We start from the raw sequence: 19,679 nt of genomic DNA, 5'->3' as shown, positions 1-19,679 counted from the left end.
CTCACATCGGAGAGCGGATGCTGGGCGAAAACACACGCAGGACTCGCTTGCTGGCCGGCCAGCTCCGTGCATGGAGGCAATCGCTGGCTTGTCCCGCGACCGGGCGGGCGATCACTAGCAGCAGCTAGCGGTCAATGGTCAGTTAATGGCTCTGTTGCCAGCGCAGGACCGGGTGACTCGCGCCGGCCGGCATGACCCACGCGCCGGTCGGTCCGAAGTCCCAGCCGACGAAGCTGGCCGGATCGCTCATTTGCGCGGTAGGGAGACCGTTGGATGCCGGCAGTTGCGGGCCGGTCCCGGCGCTGACGCTGCGCGTCGTCGTCTGTTTGTCCCAGTAGACGTTGGTGGCAATCCCCGCGTTGGGGTCCGGCTCGTTATACGCCGCGATGCCGCCGAAGCTGGTGACCGTATCCGGCGGCGCGCAGCAATAACCTTGTACCAGCCCGGCCGCGAACGACTGCTCGATTGTGCCGGAGTTCGAATAGACGAGGCCGCCGGTGCTCAGATCGCCATACGAGGTGCCCGTTGCATACGATTGCGAAATTGTACCGGCGTTGAAGCCGGCCAGCGCTCCGGCCACGCCGTGATAGCCCGCACTCGCATCGCCGGTTGCATAGGATTGCAGAATGGTCCCTTCATTGAGGCCGACCAGTCCGCCGAGTACACCGGCCGACCCGACGAACGCGCTGCTCCACGAGCGCTCGATCAGGCCGTCGTTGCGTCCCACCAGGCCGCCGAGCAACGCACCTTCGAACGCGCCGGAGCCGCGGCTGCCGGTAGTGTAGGCGTAGGTGATCAAGCCCTGATTCTCGCCGGCCAGAATGCCAAGCGGGATCCCGCCCGGGAAATAGATATTCGTCACGACCCGCGCGTTGGTCATCCCGACATTCCGCACGACACCGGTCGGCCCGATCGCGCCGAACAATCCCGTCGCCGGCTGCTCGGTCGAGCTCTGATCAAACTCGGTGAACCTGTCGATCACGTGGCCCATCCCGTCGAACTGACCGGAAAAAGGCGTGGTCGCATTGCCGAGCGAAGAGAAAGCGAAAGACGTATCGGTCGAACTGGCGTCAAGGTTTTTGCCGAGCGCATACGCGCCGCCGAGATCAAGCGCGATGTTCTGTAAATCGCCGACCGAATTGACCAGCTTGTAGCCGGTCACCTGGGCGATGAGACCGCTATACGGAGCTGCTGTCCACGCGCTGTTCGCCACGATCGTGCCGGGATTGTATCTGCCGTTCATATCGTAAAGTGCGCTGACGATGCCCGTACTCTTCGACCAGTCGACGGTGCCGTTGTTGATGACGCTGCCGCCGTTGTCGATACCGGACGCGTCGCCGCGCAAGGTCAGATTGCCCGCTCCGTTGTTCGCGACGGTCGTGGCCGTCGTCAGCGAGACGCTGTGATAGGCGGCCAGCGAGAGCGAGGCCGGACCGTGCCAGCGCAGGCTCGAAGCGACCTCCAGGTCGCCCATTGCGCCGTTGGCGCCCGTCATGGTGACATCGACCGAGGTGCCCGCGTTCAGGCTGCCCTGCAACGCGTGCGCGGCCGAATCGTCGATCGTGAACTCGGGCGTCGACAGATTCCATTGTTCCGCGTGAACCACTGCGTGCTTGCCGAACGCTAGTTGTGCCGCTTGTGTATCGACGGTTCCGCCGCTGCCGTCCGCGTTGCTTGCGGCGATGTTGCCGAGTTGCTCGACACGGCCGCTGTCGGCGACGAGCCACACATGGCCGTCGCGGCTCGCGGTGCCCGTCGCGCGGATGCGCGTGCCCCAGCCCGCCAACGCATACACGTTGCCGTCGGCGGCCTGCAGACTGATCTGCGCGGCGGTTATCCGCCCCCGGTTGACGACCGTACCCTGACTGCCCGCCTGCACGAACACCTGCCTGCTGCCGGCTGCGTCCTGCAACAGCACCTGCTCGCCGGCGGCCAGTTCCGCTGTGCCATTGGGCGCCGCCAAGGTCCCGGCGTTGATGACGTCGTTTCGCGCAATCAGGAACACATCGCCGCCGCTCGAACTGATCTTGCCGAGATTGATCACGGCTGCGTTCGAGCTGCCCGACAGTGCGAGCGAGCCGCTGCCCTGCATGAACGCGTCGTTGCAGATGTCGAGCGTCGACGCGACGAAACGTCCGCCGGTTGTAATAGCTCCCGATGGCCCGACGACGATGCCCTGCGGATTGATCACATAGAGGCTGCCCGTCGCACTGAGCCTGCCGAGGATGGCAGAGGGTGAACCACCCGTCACCCGGTTCAGCGTCGCGCCGGAGCCATTGTCGAACGTCACGCTGTTGTTCCCGCCGATTGAAAAGCTGCTCCAGTCGATCACGCCGCGCGTCGACCCCGGTTGTGTGATCACGATGCCGTTTCCCTGGCTTGCGATCGTGCCGGCGCCGGCCACGTACGTGCCGCCTTGTGGCAGAGGGCCCGCTGCGAGCGTCGCATGCGTGAAGCAGAGCCCAGCAACCGAAAGCCCGATGGCGAGCCAGAGGACTTCGTTTGGCTGCCGAGGATGCGGTCCGCGTCGCGCGGGCCGACGTAGTTCTGGACGTGTCATACGTCCCCTTTTCCGCGCGGGCGCAGAATGGCTGCCAGCGACCCGCAGAGCCGACCGGAAGCGCGTTGGTCGCAGCGTCTGAAGAATAGACATCCAAGTCGCCGATGCATGCCAATACCTCTGCGTTTTCCGCCTTCGGATCGGACCGTTGCGACGGTTTATCGTGTGGCGGCGCTGATGGCGCGGGTAGATCCGAGGTCAACGTGCTCAAGGACGTGACTGTGTTTAGTGTGTCGGTTCATGAGCTTCGGACAGCAGATGGGGATGGCAGATAGCAGCGCTTGCGTTCTCAAGGCCAGGGACCGTTTGCAAATCCCGAGCGGACGTCTGAACGTCCATCCGACGGGAGGCGCGAATGACGCTTGATGGCCGGGTAGAGGCGGTCCCATCCGCAACCTCCTCGCCGGAAACCGGCCATTGAGCGAGGGCGGACGAGCCCTCTGCTAGCCAAACTGGACGACGACCTCGAGCGGCCGCTGATGGCCGAATTTCGCCGAATACTAGTTCCGGTGCAGGCGGATAGAGCCGCCTATTGGGAGGCGGCTCGAGCGATCCCAAGCTTCGTCAGTTCCGCCTCGAGCCACGTCTGATCGCAGTCGGGTCCCGTCTCGATCGAAACGATGCCGCCTTCGGCAACGGCGACCCGGAAATCGAACTGCATTTGCAAGCTGAGCGGTAGATCCATGATCGATTAATCGGGTCTCGGTGCCAGTCAAATTTCATATTTGATCCCCTTCTTAAAAGTTTCTGTGGAAGAGACTAGCTATTGTTAGCGATCTACGCCGCTGCGCGAGTGGCTGATATTGGCCGAACCCGGAGAGCCACATCGATGTCGGTAGCCTCGACCCGCCTCGCAAACTTCGGCTTCCAACCCTGTACAGCCCCCAACGGCCCCGATAGTGGACCTTCCCGGTCGCCATACGGACGCGTTGCGCGTGCTGCTTATCAATATATTTTTAGAGCAATATCGGCGGCTGCTAGTGTATGAAGAAACCTTAAGGCAATGCACCTGCGGCCTTTAAGCCGGCCTAAAACATGAATCGAGGTGAATGCGCGGAAAGTTGTTCATTCAATTAGATGAAAGCCATCCTTGCGCGTGTTGCAAGCAATGACTACGCTCTACTTGATGATTGGCGAATATGTCGTTGGAGCGCCAGCTCTCGCAAAACATCCGCAGGTGTCACGGAGACCTCATGGACGCACCGACATCAGCCTCCGTAAGCGCGTTGCGAGCGCGCCGGCATGCTATTCAACGAAAGAGTACGGATTGCGTGACCATAGTTCATGTGTCGGATACGCACTTCCAGTCGCCCGCTAACGAAGGAGGAGATCTGACGACAACGCTTATGGAAGCGTTCGGCCGCGAGTTACGAGAGGAAAATATCGACTTGCTCTGTGTCAGTGGAGATATCGTTGGCAATTCAATCGGCAGTTGGGCAAACACGGCGACTTGCACGGCCCCATCGTCAATGTCAACAGCGAAGGTGAAAGACAGAAGAAGCAGGATTAGCGAATCGTTCCTGGCTGCGAGAGAGCAGATTAAGCAATGGTGTGACGAATGGAAAATCGAATATAGCCAAGCCGTATTTGTAGTTCCGGGAAACCACGATTTGGAGGCTGTTTCTAATGACAATGGAGGGAACATTGATAGTTTTAACTACGACAGTACAGCTCTAGACTCCTTTAACGAATATTTCGGACCTCAGTACTGTGATAGTGAGTTAGTTTTCGGGCACGCTCACGGGGTTGACATTGGAATCCGACTTTTTTGTATCAGTTCTAATGATGTCAGCCCTACTGTAAACTTCGTGCGCGGCGGCGTTTCTCGTGACCACATTATTGAATTTAAAAAAAGTCTAGCTGACTCAAAAAGACTTGCAGAAGAAAGCGGCGAAGACTTTACCATCTGCTTGATTCACCATCATCCTTTGCCTATCCCAGAGAGCGCGCTTTCTTCAGTCCGCATGTCATACAGACACGATTTAGATGCAACAAATTTAGACGAGATTTCGACCGCGCCCCAGAAGAGCGGCTCGCCGAACTCTACCGCAGTCGAAAGAGAAAATAACAGAGATAACTTCGCCGACACCTTTGTAAACGCGGGAATGTTCACTTCATTCGCACTCTTACATGGTGTCAATTTAATCCTACACGGGCATCAACATCGCCCATTTTTCAAGGTGCTTGAACACGAGCACTCAGACAACTGCAATAGAATGCTAGTCGTTGGCGCGGGAAGTCTGGCTCACGCGGTCAACTCAAAATTCCGGTACAACATTATTCGACTACATAACACGGGGAACATCGAGGTCGAACATCGAGCGATTGATTCCGAAAATTTTATGCACTCGGTAGAGAGTAGACGGATTTCGATGGGGGAGTATCGTCTTCGAATTCAACGATTTGAAAGCCGGCGCCGCAACATTCTACGAAACCTTCGCAATTCTGTATCGAACGTTGGAAGCGAAATCGAAAATGGACCAGGCGATGGGCGGGCTTACGTCGGGATTGTTACAAGAGTAGTAAAAATAACAAAGAACGGTGATGCACATGTTTCCATTCACTTGACCAATCTCCGCGCGGTGGGGGAGTCACTAACTCGTATCAGACTCGCCTCCTTCAACAGCAAGACCGCGTTCAACAGAAGGACATGCAAGCTAGTGCTGCCTACACATTCGGGAGCGACACCACTAACTTCGAAACCCGTGTTGAAGTTTCCTACGTCGATTGGAGACGATAAACAAGAGGTCTTTGTCACGTTTGAGCCACCTCTTCGCGCATCTGAAACAGCCGACTTTTGCGTTTCATATCGTGTCGCAAGGGCATTTGAATTTCAAGCGACCAAAGCTAAAGACAAAACGGAACATGTGTATATGAGTTGTCGCTCGGTGTTTCCAGAGAATCTCCAAATTGCGGTGGTATTTCCGAGCGGCTGGCTTCCTTCGTCACAACCTTGGGTCTCGGTTATGGACGGTCAAGGCCGTCTTGATCAGGCAGAGAAGAGATATGCGTCCAACAAACTCATGTATATGAGAGATGCCGGCATTGTCATGCTTTCTATAGAACGTCCACTTCCCGGGCTGAGTTATGGGCTTCTCTGGTCGAAGGATCCGGCGAGTCCATCTCGGCCAAAATCGGTTGCTCCGGGAAAACGAAGGCCAGTTCACCGGAAGATAAAATACTGAGCGCCGAGACAAAAGAATACATTTGAGTAAATTAGTGCCCCCGGTTTCTACCCGCCGAGGCTGTCACGGGGGTCGCCTCGGCGGGCGTCGGCTCGTTGCCTTTGGATCTACCTTGGAGACCGGCTGGGCTAGGTTGCGATTGTTCGGAGCCGCGCGAGTGACTTCGCCGCGTCCCACCGACTCCGGCCGAATGTTAAGCTGATCCGGATTGGTAAGACGCGCTACCGCCTCATGCACATCTTTCATTTCGGAGCTTCCGAGTGCAACGCAACGAACATAGCGCGCATAATCTTCAAGCGCGCGGCACGCGGTCGAGGCGACGGTAAAAGTTTCTCCTGCAGCGGTCGTCCCGCAGGCATAAATGCGAAAATCCTCGCCTGTCGACCACATTATGTCTGATTCAATGCGGCCCCGGCGTGGAGTGCTGCGAACGACTTGGCAGAGACTACGGGCTAGAAACTCCGATTCAATCTCCTCCTTGCCAGCATCATCGAGTACGAAACCTTCGTCGTCGGTAAAAAACACCACTTGAGAAGTGTTGGATGGGCACCCTATAAGTAGAATCTCAATAGTCAGTATCCCGCTTCTCGTGAACCTCAATTGCGCAGATGCTCCTCGGGCGACTATTCTTGGCACGTTATGTAACCGATGCTCTGTCGGATTATAGCCATTCGAGACCTCTAGAACGGAAGATGCGTTTCCATCTTGTAGCGCCTCGATGATGCTTCGTCCAACTTCGAAAGCATCATAAACGGTTGCCCCATGAAGAATCCGGTGGTAAAAGGCGACAGCGGACGATCGTGCCGCTGCGTTAGTAACTAAAGCCGTTGTGCCAATCGCAGCAGGGACGACTCCCACCACGGATTTCGCGAGCGTATTGGATTCGCATGCGTTGAAATAAACCAGTTTCGGCGGCCGTTCGTAGTTGAGGAACGTTCGAAGCATAGGTCCCGTCATTCTAACAGGGTCGCCTTTCTCGTTCGAGAATATAAGCTCGCCACTCTCCGCGTGGGCTGAAAAATGGACGACGTCCGGCTGATGCGACAATAGTTCGATTGGCAGTTTCTCGATCGACAATGACGGCAGGAACTTAAACTGGATTGGTTCGCCACTCGCGTATGTGGCTTGCCTTTCTAAATCTGTAATCTCTCTTTCAAGAGTCAACTCCGACGCCCCGTCCGGATTTGATGCTATATAGAAGACTTTCATTTTTCGCGCCCTCGCTTTTATTCTGGAAACAATGCAACGATTCGCGCTACTACCGGATCGTCAAGATATCCTGCTATACCGTGATGGTTATCAATGTGATTTGGAACGTCCAATATATTTAAGACGTCCGCTCGCTCCGTTTTATCTGCAGCTGTGCAACTTGAGAAGAAGTTAGTTCTATCAATTGCGCCGTGCAGAGCGACGACATCTTCCCGGTCAGCCACGTTGACCCAATTGCGCAATTTCTGTGGCCACCGTGGCGATTGCAACGTGAGACGTGAATTGATGCAACCGACACTTAAAGGGCTGCCAATCGTTACAAGCAGGTCGATTGGCTTACCCGTCCACCTCCATAGTGCTTCAATCGCGACAATCGAACCTAGCGAGTGCCCGACGACCACTAGACGGTCGTCGGATTTCGGCCCTGCTTGTTCAATTTCGATCAACGCGGCGTCAGCGAGTCCGCTAATGTGCTTTCGGATATCAGGCGATGTCAGATAGACTGCTACCTGCTCAATCGCAAAGTCAACAAGCCGTGCTTGCGCGGCGTCTGGCAGTACCGATGACAGCGCTCGCAACATCCCGCTGCCAAAGCTGCGATCGATCTTGTCTTTATCTATTCGTCGACTTCGCGTTCTACTGATTTCAGATAAGAACTCTTTTTCGATCTGATTTGCGGCAGATATAGGCCACAGAGCTTCGCCACTTCGGTATGTCCTGTCTTGATCGACACGTTGTGTTGCCTCGATCTCGCGCTTCGAGCCGCCCGCAAGCAGATCCCCGTAAAAGGGCACCGTCACAAATGCATTGTGCAGCGATACAAGGCTACGTGCCTGATCCAAGCCAACATCAAGACTGTCGATCCAGAGTTTGCGAAGGGCATCGGAACTTCTTCCTTCCTGGGCGATCCCGTGAAAAAAAGCAAATGGCATCGCGGTCCTCTTTAGCTAATTAGCCGAGCAGGAACCCGGACAAGCGGCGGTAGTTTACGAAGCAAGCTTTTAAGTTAGCACTGTTCGTCGCCAATGAGGACGCCTTTATGATCGCTGTGTTCGCTAACGCACACGTGGTCACTAGCAACGAAATTCAGCGTGCTGCGCGTGAAATTGAGTCCGCAACCCGATCCATCGGCGCTATCGAAAGGCAAACCTAGTGTCGTGAGTTAGAAGTTCATTGTGTTAATGTCCGATATGGCCGGCGAAGATGAAACGCTTCTTAAAAAGCCACTCTGACTCACTTACCATTTTAGAACGGGCTGTTCCCACAGAGGCGCGAACCATGGAGCAAGCATACCCGGCAGAGGGGTTCTTTGATCTGACTGCGCTGGACCTATTCCGACTGGCCTGCCAACAATACGAGCAGTTTTATCATGCGCAATCGCCGATAAGTGCATACTTGGTGTCGGTCACGTTGTTTCATCTCCTGGATTGGCTTGCGAAAAATGGCAGTGCCGACTGAGGGAAAAAAGCGATCGAATCGAAAGAGGCGAAGAACCGGTCGGTTGAGGAGAATCTAGTGCTTAAGATTTGCGGATTGGAGGAGCTCCAAGCCGTAATCAGTGCCGCAAATAATGCAAAGCATCACGCGCTGAACAATAAGAATCGGCCCGCATACACAAAGAAGCGACGACAAGGTGCGTTCGCTGGCGTGACTAGAGCGGGGGATTCACTTGGCACTGAGTTTCTGATTTTAGTTGTTGACGGCAAGGAAATGTGGCTTCGGGACGCGTTCGGAACAGTGCTGGATCGGTATAGACAGCATTTCACATCGCAAAAGCCGTCATAGTGGTCACTCGCAGTTGCAAGATAGGACGAACTACGAGCGACTTCTTTGGCCTCGCAATAGATGTATTGAGCTCGAACATCCGTTACCAAGGGACTGGCGACGCTCGAACGGCGCCACCGCAACCGCGCCCGCTGGCCGCAGATGCCCGGGTTGAGCCCGATGCTGACGCGAGCCGCGCCGCGAGGCGGCCGTTCTAGCTGCTAGGTATCGACACTGGGGATGGCATTGGGAGGCAAATTTTTTTTGAGAGCGCCCAGTTCGTCTTAGATCAGTTGCCGCCTTCCCGTCCAGAAGCAATAAACTCAGTTGTCGTAGGAGTGAACGCTCGAGCCTGTCTGGGTAAGACTTTGCTCGAAATGCTGAGGCACAAACGGTAGCAACAGAATTGATTGCGCAAGCGGTTTTCCCAGCTTCGTGTCTACAATCCGAGACAACAGGAAAGTCAACTGTATAAGAGGAAAAACCATGGCGGGGATGCGTATCAAGAAGGAACGGGCAGCGGTCTGGACCGGGAAGACCCCCGCCGGGGGGCCCAACAAGGAGGGGACGTGGAAGCCTAGTACCGCATTCGGACACCGGAAAGCGCCCCCTGAGGCAGAACAACGGCAATCTATCAGAGCGGAACGGGTATCCAGTGGGCATATTGAGACAACACTCAGTGAGCCGGCGGCCGAGACTGAAAGACGCCTTCAACGGGAGGCCGAGACTTCTGACAAAATTGGACGGGAGTCGCGGCAGGCCAGGAGGCGGGAATGGCTCCTCAATAGTCCACTGTTCTGGAACAAAAAGTAACCGTCGCGGGCGGTCGGATTTTCCCGAAAAACCGAAAAAAACCGCTCAGCTTTGCAAATTGAACGGTCGATTGCTGAGCCTAGCCGACGCCTGAATGTCCGACCGACGACGCATGTGAACGGCGGCTTGTGGCCGAACGCTGCCTGATGCTTCCTGGATCGAACGGCTCCGCGTCGGCACGTCACGAGAAGCTGGGTGCGACGTATAGCCGCCTTTCCTTCAGGCGCCTCGATTAACGCAATGTCGACGCTACCGCAATTGCAATGCTGCTACCAGCTCCTTGCGTGTCGTCATGCTGATTTGCTTCGTCTCCTCGTGCCGCTTCCGCCGGACAATCCGACGGGTAGCAAACTACGTGAGGCAACAGGTCAGCGCGAGTTGCAATTCTGATGAGTCAATGCGGCCGGTCAGCGACAACTATCGCTTGCTCATAGCGCTGTCGAATGCTTGCTCCGTAATGGTATGGTTGGAGGAAGTAGCTCATCAAGTCTGGACTTCAACATCGCATTCTCATGCATGAGTTCAAGTACACGGCGGTGTGCGCTCATTAACTGTGATTGTGCGCTGTCGCGCTGCCGCTCCAGAATCTTTGTTCGTTCATTGAGATTGGCACGAGCACGTCTGTGCTGCTTGCTGCGTTCACGCCGAAGCGTCTGTTGGTGAGTATCGATTTCCACCCATGCCTGTATTTCGCGGATCAGCGCAGGATAGCGCGCTTTTCTAAGAGCGCTGGGATCGGTGCCAGCCTCCTTGGCAACGTTGTTTTGACTCACAGTGGCGCCTTGCGGCAAGATGCGGGGTCTGCCGATCTTAAGGCGTTCGAACGCTGCGCGAAATCGCTGCTCTGCTGATTCAGTCGCGTGTGCTATCAAGGAAGCTCCTTAGTCCGCGCGCTTCAGCACGCAGAGCGTTTGCCCTTGGGCTGCTTGAGTCCGTGAGGTCAATGCGCCGTACCATGCTTTCAAGCTGGCGCTCTACCGACGCGCGCCTTGACTTATCATAGATTGCTTCGCGACACGGATGTTCGCCATCGCCGCCGGTACACCGGGCAACGGATTCGATGCCACCATACTCGCAATGTCCTCTCTTCACACATCCCCCGAGTCGGGTTTCTCGGAATGCGACTTCTCCGTTACGGCTTGCATCCAAAAGTTTGACGAAGTCGCCAGTAGACATGAGATTAATAATGATCTCCTGCTTGCGTTGTGCGCCTAACGGTGAGACATAGCGATCTTCCACAAGCGATTGAATTTGTTTAGCCATAACCTCGTATCGCGCGGCAGCCGTGATCGCTTCAAAGTCCTCACTAAAACGAACTCGACTGTAATTTTGTCCGTAATATCTCGTTTGCTGAGGCCCGATATGTTTCATCAAGACTTGGATGGACGTATCACTCAGCAGGCCGCTCGCAAACATGTTGATAGCACCGGTTCGCCGAAGTTGGTGAAATGCCAAGGGCCAGATTTTCCCGATCGAGAATTTTCCGTTCTTATCCAAATTCGGAGTGAACATTCGGGCTGAAATTAGGTCTTCCTCCGTTATCCGCAACCTATCTGGGTCGAAAAGATTGGGATACCTTATGCTCCAATTTTGGTAACTCGGAACAACCGTACGCATTGAGTACGGTTTCCAGCGAATGCTGGACCATGGCTCATACGACGTCTGGTGTAAATAAGGATTTGACTTATCGTATTCTGTACAGCCCACTTTGCGATTTGCCGCTGCGCAACGCATTCGCAATCTTGCAATTGCGACCATCGAGTCAACGGCTACTTGTACGCTGGGACTGGTAGGCCATCGAGCATCGCTATCCGGATCTGTCTTTGTAGTCTCACCGCAAATGATAGGCAGAGAGCCCAATATCGGATCTTCATCCCAGATAAGGCAATCCGATCTTGAAGATCCAGCCTCTTCCTTCCTTTGCAGCGTTAAGTTAATTATGTAAGCAAGGCCAGTCAGCTGGATGAGGGTTAGGTAAGAACTGAGGGCCTTAATATCGAGCCCTTCAGCGTCGATACGACAAAGCCATGTTCGCAGAAGTTTTTCGATTCCGAATTTTTGCGCCGTGAGTTCAAATCCCCCGTAATACTTACGTCCTGTCCGGAGGCCTGCGCTCTTGCGCTGCGCGGAGAACGGAAGGAGGGGACCTGAGTGGATCCGGCGATCAAATGCGGATTCCAACGATCCAAAGTTCAAGCCATAGGCATCCACGCAAAACTCGAAACATTTCTCGATCTGCGACTTGTGGAGCAAGAAGTCATCCAAGCATGCGCGAAGCCTCGCAATTTGATAGGTCCAAATTCGCGGAGGAATATAAGCTGTCTGTTCAGTCTCTAGATCTTCTGCTTCTCTGAACACTCTAGCCAAATGACTAAGTCCGCTTTCATCGACCAGAGCGAAGCCGATATAATCTTTTGCGCGAAGCAGACGGTCAAGAATTACGAGCAGGCGCTTTCGTTCGATGGGATGTCCGTATAACGCAGGAATGTGTTCGAGTACGTGCGGGAAACGAGTCAGGTCGCTTGCACGAACCCCTTCTCGCTCGCAGAGGACCACAATACGTCTTACGTAACCGAAGCACAGTTTGAGAGAAAGCCAGCTTCTAACGCCGCGATAGCCCCAAATTAACCACGTCGCAAGAAGCCTAAGCGAATATTGATTTTCATCGCGTAGTGGAGCGGCACTACGTCCATGTAGACCACCGGCTATGTCAAGCTTCAAGAGCGTGCCGGCCCACGCCGAAAAATCCCATACAGGTGAACCCCATGACGAAATGGGATTACCGTCTTCATCTTCACTTATCACCCAGTCGGACGGAGGGGGCCAACGAGGCGGTCGGTAGCAGGAATGTCCATGACCGATCGGAGAGTTGATAATTTTCAGCCCGAGTTCTGCGGTAAGTTTGCTCACAACTCGCCCTCTAACGCTAAAATTTCATCTCGAAAGTCCGGATGAAAATCTCCTTCGGCTACCCGCGCGTGAGATTCTTTTACCCACTCGCGTCGGATTGAGTTGGACTGTTCAAACCACTTCAGCTTGTCGCCGAGCCGATCGATGACTAGCTTCGAAGGTGGTACATCCGGGTCGCTTCGACGTGGATGAGCTCTACTTAATTCGATAACTTTTAAGTGGCAGAAGGTTGCCATCGCCCATACATAGTCGAGCGAATCCACGTCGCGATGGTTCTCGCACCACAAGCAACCAGACGCTCTTGTGCAGTTAGGCCTTGGGGCAGCTTTCGGAGTATCGTCAAACTGATGAGGCGCTCCGGTGCAACTGCCAGGTGCTACGGACTGCGTCAGCTTGGAATGAGGGTCAAATTTGGACCAAAACCGGGTCACTTCTACGATCGCTGTTTGAAGGCTAGGTCGCTCATAGACATTAAGCAACGTTTGTTTCGTGTGCTGCGCCATCTCAGCGGTGAGGTCTGGATCGGACGTCATTCTGAGCAGCCAGTTCACCCTCGTGTTCCGGAGCGATTGAGGCGAGACGTAAGGAATTTCTAACTTTCTGCAGGCTGCTTTTATTCGAGCTCCATTGCTTCTCTTCTCGTGCCTGCTGCCTCTAATGCCAATGAAGGGAAAAAGATGAACTGAGTCCGAGAAGAAAGTTCTCCGCCATTCAAGATAGCGTTCGAAATGCCCTTTATAGTCCTTGAAGATTTCAAATAAAACTGCGCCACCTCGTCGATTTTTGTAGTCTTTGACTTGATATCCATCAAGGTAGCCAACATAAAAAAATTGCCGAAGGCTCAAATTTCTAGCTTGTGCCAAATTCATGCCTGTCTGTGCGATGAAAACAAAAAGTTCGGCCTCAATGCGCAGATTAGCAAGCGCGGATTCTCGATGACCCATCCTATTTGGTTGACGTGAACTCATTGGGCCGCCGACGTGGCCTCGGCGAGTCAGCGTTCTACCGCCCCTTAGTCTAATTTCGAATGGATTTGTCGCTGCAGATATGCTTGCGACAGTGATCTGATCGCAGATATCTTGCAAAAAATGTCCAAACGCAAAGGTATTTTTGAGGTTTTGCTTTTCTGCCTGACTGCCGGTCGCGCTTTTGCGCTGCCTTTGCGGTTCGAGTCGGGTCAATTCTACGATGCGTGTGTGCCTGTTAAGGACGCGATCTAGCAATGTGCCGACGGTCGCTCCATAGGTGTACGAGACGCCGATCGACAACCTCTGTTCGCTTGCCGCAGCAACAGTCTTGATTCGGGTTCGATGGAATAACCAATCGGCCCAGGCACAATAAGTTTCAACGACAGTGTTGAGTGTCAGCGGAAGCTCATTGCGGTCAGCAAACTTAAAGAAATTCCGCAAACAACGAATCTGTCCTTCCGCTGTATGCCGAGAACTGCCACTGCCGAGACCCGCAGAAATTTCTTCGTGAAGTTTCACGACAAGAGGCACGCGATCGGATTGCGGATGCCCGAGCTTTCCGTAGTAGATTTGAGATCCAGCATACCTGACGTTGACGGCTGCTCCTCCCTTGAAGAGCAAGATGTTGAGATTCCAAGGCGTTTCAGTTCGACCGAATTCAACGTCCGGGAATCTCAAATCAGGAAGTCGAATATCTTTATGCATCTGCACTGTCCCACGAACGACCTTGAAGACCAGTGAATGCCTCGTTAAAAGCTGCCGCCGCTCGTTGCTTCGCCCGGGTGTTCTCAAGAAATGTAATGTATTTCAACGTCGTTTGTTCGTTCTTATGCAGCATCGCGTCTCTCACAACTCGGATCGCTTCCGTTTTTGCACCATAATTTAATAAGAGTTCCATCAACCAGGTTCCAAAAGTGGCGCGAGTCTGATGAAAGTGAAAGCGCTGCATGAACGTCATCCCTGCTGCTACAGCTCGGTGTCTCATTTCATACACTAATCGGTTCACCGTCTCGACGGTGTAGGGCTGCCCCGCTCGAGTCAGAAACAAAAGATTCTTATTTGTGTGATTTGCCTTTGATTCTCGCAACAGGCGAGCGGTCGAGGATGCGTAGGCGTTCAAGTCTACCAAGAGCGCCGCCGGTATCAATATTTCACCGGATACTGAGAACTTAGTTGCAATTCCAGTCCCGGGTCCTACTGGAAGTAGATATATCCCGGGTGCAAGTGGATCCTCTCTCGCTGCGAGGAGGCTGGTCACAGTCAAGCTGGTGACGGTGCCGATCCGCGCGCCGGTCAAAAAACCCGTCGCGAGCATCAGATGCAGCTCTTTGATCGCGTGCTCGGCCGTATATGTCAGAAGCTCGCTCATATGGTCCGAGCGTAAAGGCAAAAGACCTCCCTCCAGCGAAGTTCCGACGCGGCTTCGATTCGGGATTTTGAGGTCGTTACTTAGGCGCACCAAGCTTCGCTTGAAGCCCGCCGTGTCGTGGAAAGGAATCACCGTAAGCCGATCGACCCACATCGGATTATCGGCAGAGACTAGACCGTGTGAACTGGCGAATCTATAGAATTGAACCACTGCGCTCATGCAGTTTGACGCAGTCGCGCCTGCTATGAGGCCTTCGTGGACTTCGTCAATGAGTTGTTTCCTAAATTTCCTGAGAACTTGTTCTTCTTTTCGTACAGGAAAATGTTTCCAATCGACATTCCGATCCTCAAGAAAATCAGCGTATCGCTTCAAGTGCTTCATCGTGCGCTTCGTCGTCTCGGGATTCAAGTGCGACGATGTCGCTCTGTCTAGAGCCCAGAGATTCGCCTCATTCCATCCGCACCCATCGCTCCAAAAAATCTGCGGTAAGCGATCTAGCGATTTCGACGGGTTTTTTGCCCATAAAACTTGCTGTTCGCAATACGAAGCATCGAAGAATTCGTAATGGATATATTCAAGCCTCGCCATTGCATTCACCATTTGGGCTGGAAGCGAAATGTTGCTTTCGGCAAAGCAGTGGACGCGATGGCTGGGTGAGAGAGGGAAGGGTGACGCCAGTTATTGCGCGCTTCGATTCTCCGAAGCAAATAAAGAAGGGGGAATAAAGGGTGGCGAGCTTTCGTCGTTGCCCCAATTTAACACCGTCGACCAGGTAGGACATGTTGCCTTCCAGTGCACTGGGGCGGGCCCGACGGGCCCTCAGCTTGTTTTAAGCAAGACAAGCGTCACTACCCCTTGGCCATGTCAGTAGGGTAGGAAATCTGGTGTGAATGTCAATGCGCGCCTACTTCGGGGTGAACAGGAAGTTCATCACGTCGCCGTCATGCACGACGTATTCCTTGCCTTCCGCGCGCATCTTGCCGGCTTCCTTCGCGCCTTGTTCACCCTTGTAGGTGATGAAGTCGTTGAACGCGATGGTCTGCGCGCGAATGAAGCCGCGCTCGAAGTCCGTGTGAATCGCACCCGCCGCCTGCGGCGCGGTGTCGCCGATATGGATCGTCCATGCGCGCACTTCCTTCACGCCGGCGGTGAAGTAGGTTTGCAGGCCGAGCAGCTTGAAGCCCGCGCGGATCACGCGGTTCAGGCCCGGCTCTTCCATGCCCATGTCGGCGAGGAACACTGCCATGTCGGCTTCGTCGAGGTCGGCGATTTCCGCTTCGATCGCCGCGCACACGGCGACGACCGGCGCGTTCTCGGCGGCCGCGAATTTCGCCACGGCGTCGAGGTGCGGATTATTTTCGAAACCGTCGTCCTTCACGTTGGCCACGTACATGGTCGGCTTCGCGGTGATCAGGCAGAACGGCTTGAGCGTCGCCTTTTCGTCGTCCGACAGATCGAGCGCGCGGACCGGCTTGGCCTGGTCGAGCTGCGCGCGCACCTTTTCCAGCACGGCGGCGTTCTTCGCGGCTTCCTTGTCGTTACCCGACTTGGCGGCCTTCGAATAGCGCGTGAGCGCCTTTTCGACCGTGGCGAGGTCGGCCAGCGCCAGTTCGGTGTTGATCACTTCGATGTCCGACAGCGGATCGACCTTGTTCGCGACGTGAATCACGTTGTCGTCTTCGAAGCAGCGCACCACGTGCGTGATCGCGTCGGTTTCGCGGATGTTCGCGAGGAACTGGTTGCCGAGCCCTTCGCCCTTGCTGGCGCCCGCCACCAGACCGGCGATGTCGACGAACTCCACCACCGCCGGCAGGATACGCTCCGGCTTGACGATCTCGGCGAGCGCCTTCAGACGCGCGTCCGGCACCTCGACCACGCCGACGTTCGGCTCGATCGTGCAGAACGGATAGTTTTCGGCGGCGATGCCCGCCTTGGTCAGCGCATTGAACAGGGTGGACTTGCCGACGTTAGGCAGGCCGACGATGCCGCATTTGAGGCTCATGGAAATCCTTCAGTGAATCAGTAAGTTGCGTGATGCGCTCGACGCTGAGTGCGGCTTCGGAAAGCCTTCGCGTGTGGCGTGGGGGCAAACACAGCGGAGCGGGACAGGTCACCGAATCGGGGCGTTGGCTCGACGATTGGGTGCGAGTTTTCACGGAAAACGCAATTGTAACCCGTTCGGATGGGCGTACCGGTGCGCCGGCGGGAAAGCCGGGCGCGCCGAGCGAACGTGCGGCGGACGCGATCTAGGGTCTGTTTTTGGGCGGCCACTGTAGAATCGACGGCTTAGGGCCGTCAGAGCTCTTTTTCGGGGGATAGCTGTGCGAGCAGTGAGATGGCTGGGAACCGGCGTGGCGGTGGTGCTGGTCGGCGGTGCGGTCGCGACGTGGTTGTCGCAGAATTTCGACGAAGCACAGGCCAACACGGACCGGCAGACGGTCGAGTGCCTCACGAACCACCTGACGCAGGACGACCGGGCGCGCATCGCGCAGTTCGCTGATAAAAACGACTTCGAATCACTCTGGCGCGTGTACGACCAGGTTTTCCCCGATTGCGCCGTACGCGGCGACCAGCGCGAGCGCAAAGCCCAGCTCGAAGCGAGCGCATGGCGCATTCTCCAGTCCGACCCGCGCTTCATGCGTCTGCGCGAAGCGAATGCGGCGATGGCGTCGGGTTCACCGCACTAGCCCTCAGGCGGGCGCCAGGCCGGATTTTTCGGGCGCAATTGCCGCACCCGCCGATCCGTCCCCCGCAACCCCCGCGGCTATAATGCGCGGATGAACGCACACCACCAGACCTTTGATGCCGCAGTGATCGGCGGCGGGCTCGTCGGCAAGACCGCGGCGCTCGCGCTCACGCAAGGCGGCCTGCGCGTGGCTCTGCTCGCGCAAGCTTGCGCGGCATTGCCCGCCGGTGCCGCTTTCGATTCGCGGGTCTACGCGTTGTCGTCGAGTTCGCAGGCGCTGCTCGAGCGCTTGCGGGTCTGGCAGGCGCTCGATCTGTCGCGGCTCGGGCCCGTCTACGACATGCGGGTCTACGGCGACGCTCATGCCGAGCTGCATTTCTCCGCATTTCAGGCGTCGGTGCAGCAACTGGCGTGGATCGTCGAGTCGTCGGTGATCGAACGCGCGCTGGATGCGGCGCTGCGCTTCCAGCCGAATTTCACCTGGATCGACTCGCGCGCTCAGGCGCTGGGCTTCACTGCCGAAAGCGCGAGCGTCGGTCTCGCGAACGGCAACGTCGTCGAGGCCGATCTGGTGGTCGGCGCGGACGGCGCGCATTCGTGGGTGCGCGCGCAGATCGGCTCGAAGATGAACCGGCGCGACTACCGGCAAACCGGCGTGGTCGCCAATTTCAAGGCCGAGAAGCCGCACGGCGAAACCGCCTACCAGTGGTTCCGCGACGGCGAGATCATCGCGCTGCTGCCGATGCCGGACGGCCATGTGTCGCTGGTCTGGTCGGCGCGCACCGAACACGCCGGGCAACTGCTCGCGCTCGATCCGGCGCAGCTCGCCGCCGAAGTGGAACGCGTGAGCGGCGGCCAGTTCGGCGCGCTCGAATGCGTGACGCCCGCGCAGGGCTTCCCGCTCGCGTTGCAAACGGTGGACCGGCTGGTGGCGCCGCGCGTCGCGCTGGTCGGCGATGCCGCGCATCTGATTCATCCGCTGGCGGGGCAAGGCATGAACCTCGGCTTGCGCGACGTAGCGGCGCTCGCCGAGACGGTCGGGGGCAAGGAATCGTTCCGCGATCTCGGCGACATGGTGCTGCTGCGCCGCTACGAGCGCGCCCGCCGCGAAGATATCCGCGCGCTGATGATCGCCACGGACGGCTTGCAAAAGCTTTTCTCCGTGCCCGGTCCGTTCGCGAAGGCACTGCGTAATAGCGGTATGGCTTTCGTCGGCGCGCAGCCGTTCATCAAGCGCTGGCTGGTGTCGGCCGCGCTGGGGTAAACGTGGGGCCGGCGGCCACGGCCGGCAACACAGGTATCATGAACGGATTGACGGCGTGCCGGTCCGACCCGGCACGTGACACAACGCGCGCGACGCGCGATCGAAACCCAGGAATTCAGCATGAAAAAAACCTTCCGCATGGTGGCGGGCGCGCTCGCGATTGCCGCTTTCACGATCGGATGCTCGGCGCAGGCCGACCAGACGACCGACAAGCTCAAAGCCACGCTGCAAACGCGTCTGGCCGACGTGACGATCAAGAGCATCACGAAGTCGCCGATCGCCGGGTTGTACGAAGTGAACCTCGGCAGCCAGATCGTCTATAGCGACGCGAACGGCGATTACCTGATGCTCGGCGACATGGTCGACGCGAAGACCCGCAAGAATCTGACGGAAGCGCGTCTGTCCGAGACCAACCGGATCGATTTCGCGAGCCTGCCGTTCGCGAACGCGGTGAAGGTCGTGCGCGGCAACGGCGCACGCAAGATCGCCGTGTTCTCCGATCCGAACTGCCCGTATTGCAAGCAGCTCGAAACGTCGCTGAAGTCGCTCGACAACGTGACGATCTACACGTTCCTGTACCCGGTTCTGTCGCCGGATTCGACCGCCAAGTCGAAGTCGATCTGGTGCTCGACGGATCGCGCGAAAGCGTGGGAAGCCTGGATGCAGGACCACCAGGCGCCCACCGCCGCCGGCACTTGCGACACCGCCGCGATCGACAAGAACCTGACGCTCGGCCACGCGATGAACGTCGAGGGCACGCCCACGGTGTTCCTCGCCGACGGCCGCCGCCTGCCGGGCGCCGTGCCGGCCGACCGGCTAGACCGCGAAATGTCCGCCGTGCACTGAACCACGCGGCACATGCAGGAGCACGGAGGCGCGCAGGGCGCCTCCTTTCGCGTCCGGCCCGCCGCAGCCATGCCGACGCGTCGATTCTCATGCCTAGATCCGACG

Annotated in this window: 14 protein-coding genes; 5 read left to right on the top strand and 9 right to left on the bottom strand. The window is 56.5% G+C overall.

Annotated elements, in window-relative coordinates:
• Positions 1-142: 142 nt before the first annotated feature.
• Positions 143-2,560, bottom strand: coding sequence for a two-partner secretion domain-containing protein (locus tag ACZ9H4_RS35630; RefSeq protein ID WP_476122853.1), 2,418 nt, complete (start codon positions 2,558-2,560; stop codon positions 143-145).
• A gap of 529 nt (positions 2,561-3,089) precedes the next feature.
• On the bottom strand, positions 3,090-3,245 hold the full coding sequence (locus ACZ9H4_RS35625; RefSeq protein ID WP_476122851.1) for a hypothetical protein: 156 nt from the start codon (positions 3,243-3,245) through the stop codon (positions 3,090-3,092).
• A 508-nt stretch (positions 3,246-3,753) separates the two neighbouring features.
• Here ACZ9H4_RS35625 and ACZ9H4_RS35620 point away from each other — a divergent pair.
• A complete protein-coding gene (locus ACZ9H4_RS35620) occupies positions 3,754-5,745 on the top strand; it encodes a metallophosphoesterase family protein (protein ID WP_476122849.1) in 1,992 nt (663 codons plus the stop codon).
• Positions 5,746-5,808: 63 nt separating this feature from the next.
• On the opposite strand, the gene ACZ9H4_RS35615 is transcribed toward ACZ9H4_RS35620, so the two are convergent.
• The gene (locus tag ACZ9H4_RS35615) at positions 5,809-6,954 is read right to left on the bottom strand and encodes a CHAT domain-containing protein (RefSeq protein WP_476122847.1); all 1,146 of its coding nucleotides are present in this window, start codon (positions 6,952-6,954) and stop codon (positions 5,809-5,811) included.
• Positions 6,955-6,971: 17 nt separating this feature from the next.
• Positions 6,972-7,886 carry a hypothetical protein gene (locus ACZ9H4_RS35610; protein WP_476122845.1) on the bottom strand — a complete coding sequence of 305 codons (915 nt, stop codon included), beginning with the start codon at positions 7,884-7,886 and terminating at the stop codon, positions 6,972-6,974.
• 271 nt (positions 7,887-8,157) lie between these two features.
• On the opposite strand from ACZ9H4_RS35610, the gene ACZ9H4_RS35605 reads away from it, so the two are divergent.
• A complete protein-coding gene (locus ACZ9H4_RS35605; protein ID WP_476122843.1) occupies positions 8,158-8,412 on the top strand; it encodes a hypothetical protein in 255 nt (84 codons plus the stop codon).
• A 1,547-nt stretch (positions 8,413-9,959) separates the two neighbouring features.
• Here ACZ9H4_RS35605 and ACZ9H4_RS35600 read toward each other — a convergent pair.
• From ACZ9H4_RS35600 to ychF, 5 genes are all read right to left on the bottom strand, one after another.
• Positions 9,960-10,304, bottom strand: a complete 345-nt coding sequence (locus ACZ9H4_RS35600) for a hypothetical protein (protein WP_476122842.1) — start codon at positions 10,302-10,304, stop codon at positions 9,960-9,962.
• Positions 10,305-10,383: 79 nt separating this feature from the next.
• A complete protein-coding gene (locus ACZ9H4_RS35595) occupies positions 10,384-12,441 on the bottom strand; it encodes a hypothetical protein (protein ID WP_476122840.1) in 2,058 nt (685 codons plus the stop codon).
• Positions 12,438-14,114, bottom strand: a complete 1,677-nt coding sequence (locus tag ACZ9H4_RS35590) for a site-specific integrase (RefSeq protein ID WP_476122838.1) — start codon at positions 14,112-14,114, stop codon at positions 12,438-12,440. Before ACZ9H4_RS35590 ends, ACZ9H4_RS35595 begins: the two co-directional genes overlap by 4 nt.
• Positions 14,107-15,366, bottom strand: a complete 1,260-nt coding sequence (locus ACZ9H4_RS35585; protein ID WP_476122836.1) for a tyrosine-type recombinase/integrase — start codon at positions 15,364-15,366, stop codon at positions 14,107-14,109. The genes ACZ9H4_RS35590 and ACZ9H4_RS35585 overlap by 8 nt, the downstream gene beginning before the upstream one ends.
• 316 nt (positions 15,367-15,682) lie before the next feature.
• Positions 15,683-16,780: a redox-regulated ATPase YchF gene (gene ychF / locus ACZ9H4_RS35580; protein WP_476122834.1), complete on the bottom strand. Its 1,098-nt coding sequence runs from the start codon at positions 16,778-16,780 to the stop codon at positions 15,683-15,685.
• A 328-nt stretch (positions 16,781-17,108) separates the two neighbouring features.
• Here ychF and ACZ9H4_RS35575 point away from each other — a divergent pair, with 328 nt between their 5' ends.
• The 3 genes from ACZ9H4_RS35575 to ACZ9H4_RS35565 all read left to right on the top strand — a co-directional run bounded on the left by ACZ9H4_RS35575 (position 17,109) and on the right by ACZ9H4_RS35565 (position 19,574).
• On the top strand, positions 17,109-17,465 hold the full coding sequence (locus tag ACZ9H4_RS35575; RefSeq protein ID WP_476122832.1) for a hypothetical protein: 357 nt from the start codon (positions 17,109-17,111) through the stop codon (positions 17,463-17,465).
• Between the two features lie 90 nt (positions 17,466-17,555).
• Entirely contained in the window at positions 17,556-18,728 is a 1,173-nt protein-coding gene (locus ACZ9H4_RS35570; RefSeq protein WP_476122830.1) for a UbiH/UbiF family hydroxylase, read from the top strand.
• A gap of 120 nt (positions 18,729-18,848) precedes the next feature.
• The gene (locus ACZ9H4_RS35565; RefSeq protein ID WP_408146554.1) at positions 18,849-19,574 is read left to right on the top strand and encodes a DsbC family protein; all 726 of its coding nucleotides are present in this window, start codon (positions 18,849-18,851) and stop codon (positions 19,572-19,574) included.
• The last annotated feature ends 105 nt before the right edge of the window (positions 19,575-19,679 follow it).

Source organism: Paraburkholderia sp. TE9906, from assembly GCF_056279605.1.
Note: the sequence above shows the minus strand (reverse complement) of the source record. Positions and strands in the feature narration are given on the sequence as shown.

Coding starts and splice junctions, on each gene's coding strand:
- ychF (WP_476122834.1), bottom strand. CDS start 16,780: ATGAGCCTCAAATGCGGCATCGTCGGCCTGCCTAACGTCGGCAAGTCC.
- ACZ9H4_RS35570 (WP_476122830.1), top strand. CDS start 17,556: ATGAACGCACACCACCAGACCTTTGATGCCGCAGTGATCGGCGGCGGG.
- ACZ9H4_RS35585 (WP_476122836.1), bottom strand. CDS start 15,366: ATGGCGAGGCTTGAATATATCCATTACGAATTCTTCGATGCTTCGTAT.
- ACZ9H4_RS35590 (WP_476122838.1), bottom strand. CDS start 14,114: ATGCATAAAGATATTCGACTTCCTGATTTGAGATTCCCGGACGTTGAA.
- ACZ9H4_RS35625 (WP_476122851.1), bottom strand. CDS start 3,245: ATGGATCTACCGCTCAGCTTGCAAATGCAGTTCGATTTCCGGGTCGCC.
- ACZ9H4_RS35565 (WP_408146554.1), top strand. CDS start 18,849: ATGAAAAAAACCTTCCGCATGGTGGCGGGCGCGCTCGCGATTGCCGCT.
- ACZ9H4_RS35615 (WP_476122847.1), bottom strand. CDS start 6,954: ATGAAAGTCTTCTATATAGCATCAAATCCGGACGGGGCGTCGGAGTTG.
- ACZ9H4_RS35630 (WP_476122853.1), bottom strand. CDS start 2,560: ATGACACGTCCAGAACTACGTCGGCCCGCGCGACGCGGACCGCATCCT.
- ACZ9H4_RS35610 (WP_476122845.1), bottom strand. CDS start 7,886: ATGCCATTTGCTTTTTTTCACGGGATCGCCCAGGAAGGAAGAAGTTCC.
- ACZ9H4_RS35605 (WP_476122843.1), top strand. CDS start 8,158: ATGAAACGCTTCTTAAAAAGCCACTCTGACTCACTTACCATTTTAGAA.
- ACZ9H4_RS35620 (WP_476122849.1), top strand. CDS start 3,754: ATGGACGCACCGACATCAGCCTCCGTAAGCGCGTTGCGAGCGCGCCGG.